The organism is uncultured Rhodoblastus sp. (assembly GCF_903903185.1).
Classification (GTDB): Bacteria; Pseudomonadota; Alphaproteobacteria; order Rhizobiales; family Beijerinckiaceae; genus Rhodoblastus.
The window spans coordinates 1-4,396 of sequence record NZ_CAIUXT010000024.1; the positions used below are offsets into that span (position 1 = coordinate 1).

Sequence of the window (4,396 nt, forward strand, 5' to 3'; positions counted from 1 at the left end):
CGGATATTCCAACCCGCGAAATAGGCGCAAAGCGCGCCACCGCCCCCCGACGCCCTTGCGGAAGTTCTTTTGGCCGGCGCGGCGTTCCGCGGTTGTCAGGACAATGATCCGGGATTCGGTCAGAGACATCCCTGAGCTTCTCCCGGTTGGCTTCGATGATTTCAAACGTCGCCGCGTCAACGAGAGACGGACCTGCGCATCGTTCGACGTTGAGAACCAAAAATATAATTGCTTTGCCCGGTTTCGAGGAGTCAGCAGTCGTCGGAAAACAACGATGAACGGGAAAAAGTGAACCGAAGCCGTCGTTCCCGAATTTTCCCCGCGCTTCGATCAGCAGCGGAAAGCTGATATTCAGCGACGAGGGGCAATCATGTCGGCTGCGGCCCAATCGCTCCCGTTGATCCACCCAGCCAGCTTGCGGGGAATTGCTTCAAGCGACGCGTCACTGAAGGCATGAGACCATCTATCGTTGCAATGAATTAAAAATGAGCCTCAGGCAGGTCGCAAATTTTTTCCATAAATTATGTAACTGAGTTTTTTATTGAAGCTTTACGGTAAATGGAAGCCTTGTCTAACATCGGTTAAGGCGTTATCAATGCGCGGGATTAATTTTCCTGCGCGTCGCGATTATTTATCCCGATCAGCCACCCATCGTGCGGAACCTTTGACTAAAATCAGGGTTAACATGGTTGAATAATTCACCCGCGAGGTTTTCAATGCTAGCGACCGGGGCCGTATTAGGCGACGGCGTGGGCTCGCCCCTCCGTGAGGACGCGTTGGTTCGCCTGGCCCGGACGCTCCGAGCGGGCGGCTACGCCTTCTCGACCGTTACCCCTGCGACGCAGGCGCGCGTCAACGCGCGCGTTGAAAACGCCTACGCATCCGATCTGGTTGGCGTTTTCGGTTGGAGCCGCCCTTTTGGGCCGGAGGCGATTTCGGGCGATACGATATCCGCGATGCGGCAGGCGAACATTCTGGAAACCGAGGGAGCGCTTTACCGCTCATCGGTGCGGTTCTCCAGTATCGGAGATTTGCTGTTTGTCCACTCGGCTTATCCCAGCACTGCGGCCGACTCCGTTTTCTTCGGGCCCGACACCGTCAGATTTGTGAACCTGATCCATCGGCGGCTCGCCGCATTCGAAGAGCCGCCAAAGCGCGCCGTGGATATCGGATGCGGCGCAGGTCCGGGCGGGATCGTCATCGCACGTGCTCGCCCTTCGACGTCGGTCACCAATCTGGACGTCAACGAAACCGCGCTGCATTTTGCGAGAATCAACGCCGCAATCAATGGCGTTTCCAACGTGGAGGCGGCGCGCAGCGATATCCTCCGCAATATTGGCGGCGATTTCGACCTGATCGTTTCCAATCCGCCCTATCTCATCGATCCGCGGATGCGCGCCTATCGGCACGGCGGAGGAAACTACGGCGAGGGCCTGTCGCTCGGCGTCCTGAAACAGGCGGTTCCGCGACTATCCGCCAACGGCGCCCTGATTTTATATACCGGATCGGCGATCAGGGACGGACGCGATGATTTCAAGACCGCGTGTCTCGATTTCCTCGGAAAGTGTAACACGACGTTTTCATACGAGGAACTCGACCCGGATGTGTTCGGCGAAGAGTTGGACACCGACGCCTACGGCGATGTCGATCGCATCGCCATCGTCGCGCTTACCGTGAACGCCCGGGGATTGTCATGAGCACCGATATCCTATCGCCGAAATGCTCCCCGTTCGGGGCCGATGAACTCCATCGACGACTGGCGGCGTTCAACGCCCGAAGATTCGCGCCGTCGCTCCCGTCTGAAAATTGGTCGGGCGAAATTGTTTCCGCGTGCGACGACGCGATCGTCGAAGGCGACTTTCTGGAAAGTGAGCGACTGCGCGCCATGCCCAGGGCGAAAACCGCGCCATGCTCGGCGTCGGGATTCATCGCCTGGTTCGAGGCTCTCAGCGAAGACGGCCCCGGTCAAAACGATCCGTTGTTCCCGTGGCTGGCGCGCGAAGCCACCCTGGACCAGATGAAGTGGTTCCTGACTCAGGAAATCGCTGGAGAAGCTGGTTTCGAGGATCTTACAGCCCTGACCCAGGTTCGTTTTCCCGCCAGGCCGAAGCTTGAGCTCGCGCGAAATTATTGGGATGAAATGGGTCGCGGCGCACAAAAGGGCATGCATGGCCCCTTGCTCGAGACGCTCGCCAAGAGGCTCGAACTTTGTCCGCGAATCGACTCGACCGTATGGGAATCCCTTGCGCTCGCCAACACCATGGCAGGTCTCGCGTCCAATCGTCGGTATGCGTATCATTCCATCGGCGCGCTGGGCGCCATCGAAATGACGGCCCCTGCGCGTGCGGAAGCTGTTGCCGCCGGCCTGAAGCGCCTTGGCGTTTCCTCGGGCGACCGGCACTATTTCGACCTGCATTCGATCCTCGACGTGAAACATTCCCTGGCCTGGAACGCGGAAGTGATCCAACCGCTGGTGGCGCAGACGCCGCATGTCGCTCAAGCCATTGCTGAAGGCGCGCTGATGAGGCTCGAGTGCGGGCGCCGTTGTTTCGAGCGCTACCGGCGAGAGCTGGCTCTGACGGCCGTAGCGCGAGCAGCTTAGTCTGCCGGCTTTCAGGCGACGAACGCCCGTACCGAAGCGCCCAAACCATTCTGTAAAATATATGGAATGCGCGTCGTGGCGCTCGTCGACTTTGACAGGCTCGGCCGCCGCCAATTGCGAACGCACGATCGGGGCGCAAATCCGATTGCGGGCCGAACTCGAAAAACAGCTTGCGGTCCCGGCGCGGCGCGGCGATGTTTCCTTTCAGGCCGACTCCCTGACGAGCGGTTCGGCGCGCAGTTTTTCGAGCAAGGTCTTTGCCGCCAGTTCCGATGAAGCAGGATTCTGCCCGGTGATCAGCAGCCCGTCGGTGACGACATGAGTCTGCCAGTCGCCGCCGCTCGAATACAGGCCGCCGTTGGCGACCAGCATGTCCTCGACCAGAAACGGAACGATATGGGTCAGCCCGGCGGCCTGCTCCTCGCTGTCGGAGAAGCCGGTGATTTTCTTGCCCGCCACGACGGATAGCCCCTGTGGCGTCTTGACATAGCGCAGGGCGGCTGGCGCATGGCAAACGGCGGCGACCGGCTTGCCGTTTTCCAGCATGGCTTCGATCAGGGCGATGGAGGTCTTGTCTTCGGCGAGATCCCAGAGCGGGCCATGACCGCCAGGATAAAACACGGCGTCGAAATTTTTTGCGGAGACTTCGCTCAGCTTTAACGTCCGCGCCAGGGCGGCCTGGCCTGCCGCATCCTTGCTGAAACGCCGCGTGGCGTCGGTCTGCGAATCCGGCGAATTGCTTCTCGGGTCTTCCGGCGGCCGCCCGCCAAGGGGCGAGGCGAGGGTTACATCGGCGCCCGCATCCTTGAACACGTAATAGGGAGCGGCGAACTCCTCCAGCCAGAACCCTGTCTTCTTTCCGGTTTCGCCGAGTTTGTCGTGTGAGGTCAGAACCATCAATATCTTCATATCAGCGCCTGTGAGGTTGGGTCGGCCGGCATTGAACAGCCGTGACGGGAATAGTTTTCTAGTCGCGGATTCGTCCGCACTTTTTTTGATTATTCGGCGATCCGCGTCTTTGCCGAAACAGCGGTAGCGCCTGCTTCAAAGCGCCTAAGATTGGCGACGCCAAAGGCCGTCGAGATCGGAATGTCCGCTTCGACGCGGATGGTTGGGTCGGGCGCCATTGTTTGGAAATCGGTTTATTCGGCCGGGAGCGACGACCGCGCGGTCTGGCGCAGGAATCGCGCCCGCAGACGCGGAGCAAGCATCCACGAGAGCGGCACGGACAAAACTGCGCTGACGCCGATGACCCAGGGCATCAGATTCATCGCCAGCGCCGACAAGGGCGTCGCCAGCACCAGCACTGTCCCGACGCCAAACAGGACCGCCTGAACCATTGTGTAGATGAGAATCGAGATTTGCAGCCGTATCGACATAAAACATCTCCATCAAAATCTGGAACAGCATGGCTTGACAATTCGTCTGTGGAGTAAGGGGGCCATCTCTAGTGGCCGAATGAATCCACAGAAAAAAGCGTTATTATCATTCTTCTCAGAAAGTGTTTTTTCTGGAGGGAGACAATATGGCGTCATGCTTAAGCTCATTTAGTATAATACAAGATATTTACGCTGGCGCGGCAGGCTCGGAAATTACCCATTGTCCGCGGCGGCCAGCTTCGCCCGCGGCGCCATCGATGCGCGATCGGGGCAACCGCCTCCGAAACGCGAATCCGTTGCTCGGCGAGGATCGCGCCGTTTGGTTGCTCCCGCGTTGCGTTATGCGAGCGATTCCCCAAGCGCGACAAGATGCGATCGAGGAGAAACCATGCGGAACCTTTTTGCCCGATCCCGA

At 59.1% G+C, this 4,396-nt stretch carries 6 protein-coding genes; 2 read left to right on the forward strand and 4 right to left on the reverse strand.

The window, feature by feature from the left end:
* A partial coding sequence (locus tag QZY01_RS01795; RefSeq protein WP_294532627.1) for a hypothetical protein occupies window positions 1–388 on the reverse strand: 388 nt, incomplete at its 3' end.
* A gap of 328 nt (window positions 389–716) precedes the next feature.
* On the opposite strand from QZY01_RS01795, the gene QZY01_RS01800 reads away from it, so the two are divergent.
* A complete protein-coding gene (locus QZY01_RS01800) occupies window positions 717–1,697 on the forward strand; it encodes a class I SAM-dependent methyltransferase (RefSeq protein WP_294532629.1) in 981 nt (326 codons plus the stop codon).
* Window positions 1,694–2,602, forward strand: a complete 909-nt coding sequence (locus tag QZY01_RS01805; protein ID WP_294532631.1) for an iron-containing redox enzyme family protein — start codon at window positions 1,694–1,696, stop codon at window positions 2,600–2,602. Before QZY01_RS01800 ends, QZY01_RS01805 begins: the two co-directional genes overlap by 4 nt.
* Before the next feature lie 204 nt (window positions 2,603–2,806).
* Here QZY01_RS01805 and QZY01_RS01810 read toward each other — a convergent pair whose 3' ends face one another.
* From QZY01_RS01810 to QZY01_RS01820, 3 genes are all read right to left on the reverse strand, one after another.
* Window positions 2,807–3,511, reverse strand: a complete 705-nt coding sequence (locus QZY01_RS01810) for a type 1 glutamine amidotransferase domain-containing protein (RefSeq protein WP_294532633.1) — start codon at window positions 3,509–3,511, stop codon at window positions 2,807–2,809.
* A gap of 233 nt (window positions 3,512–3,744) precedes the next feature.
* Window positions 3,745–3,981: a hypothetical protein gene (locus QZY01_RS01815; protein ID WP_294532634.1), complete on the reverse strand. Its 237-nt coding sequence runs from the start codon at window positions 3,979–3,981 to the stop codon at window positions 3,745–3,747.
* Between the two features lie 164 nt (window positions 3,982–4,145).
* Window positions 4,146–4,396, reverse strand: a 251-nt coding sequence (locus QZY01_RS01820) for a hypothetical protein (protein ID WP_294532635.1), incomplete at its 5' end; no start/stop codon positions are given.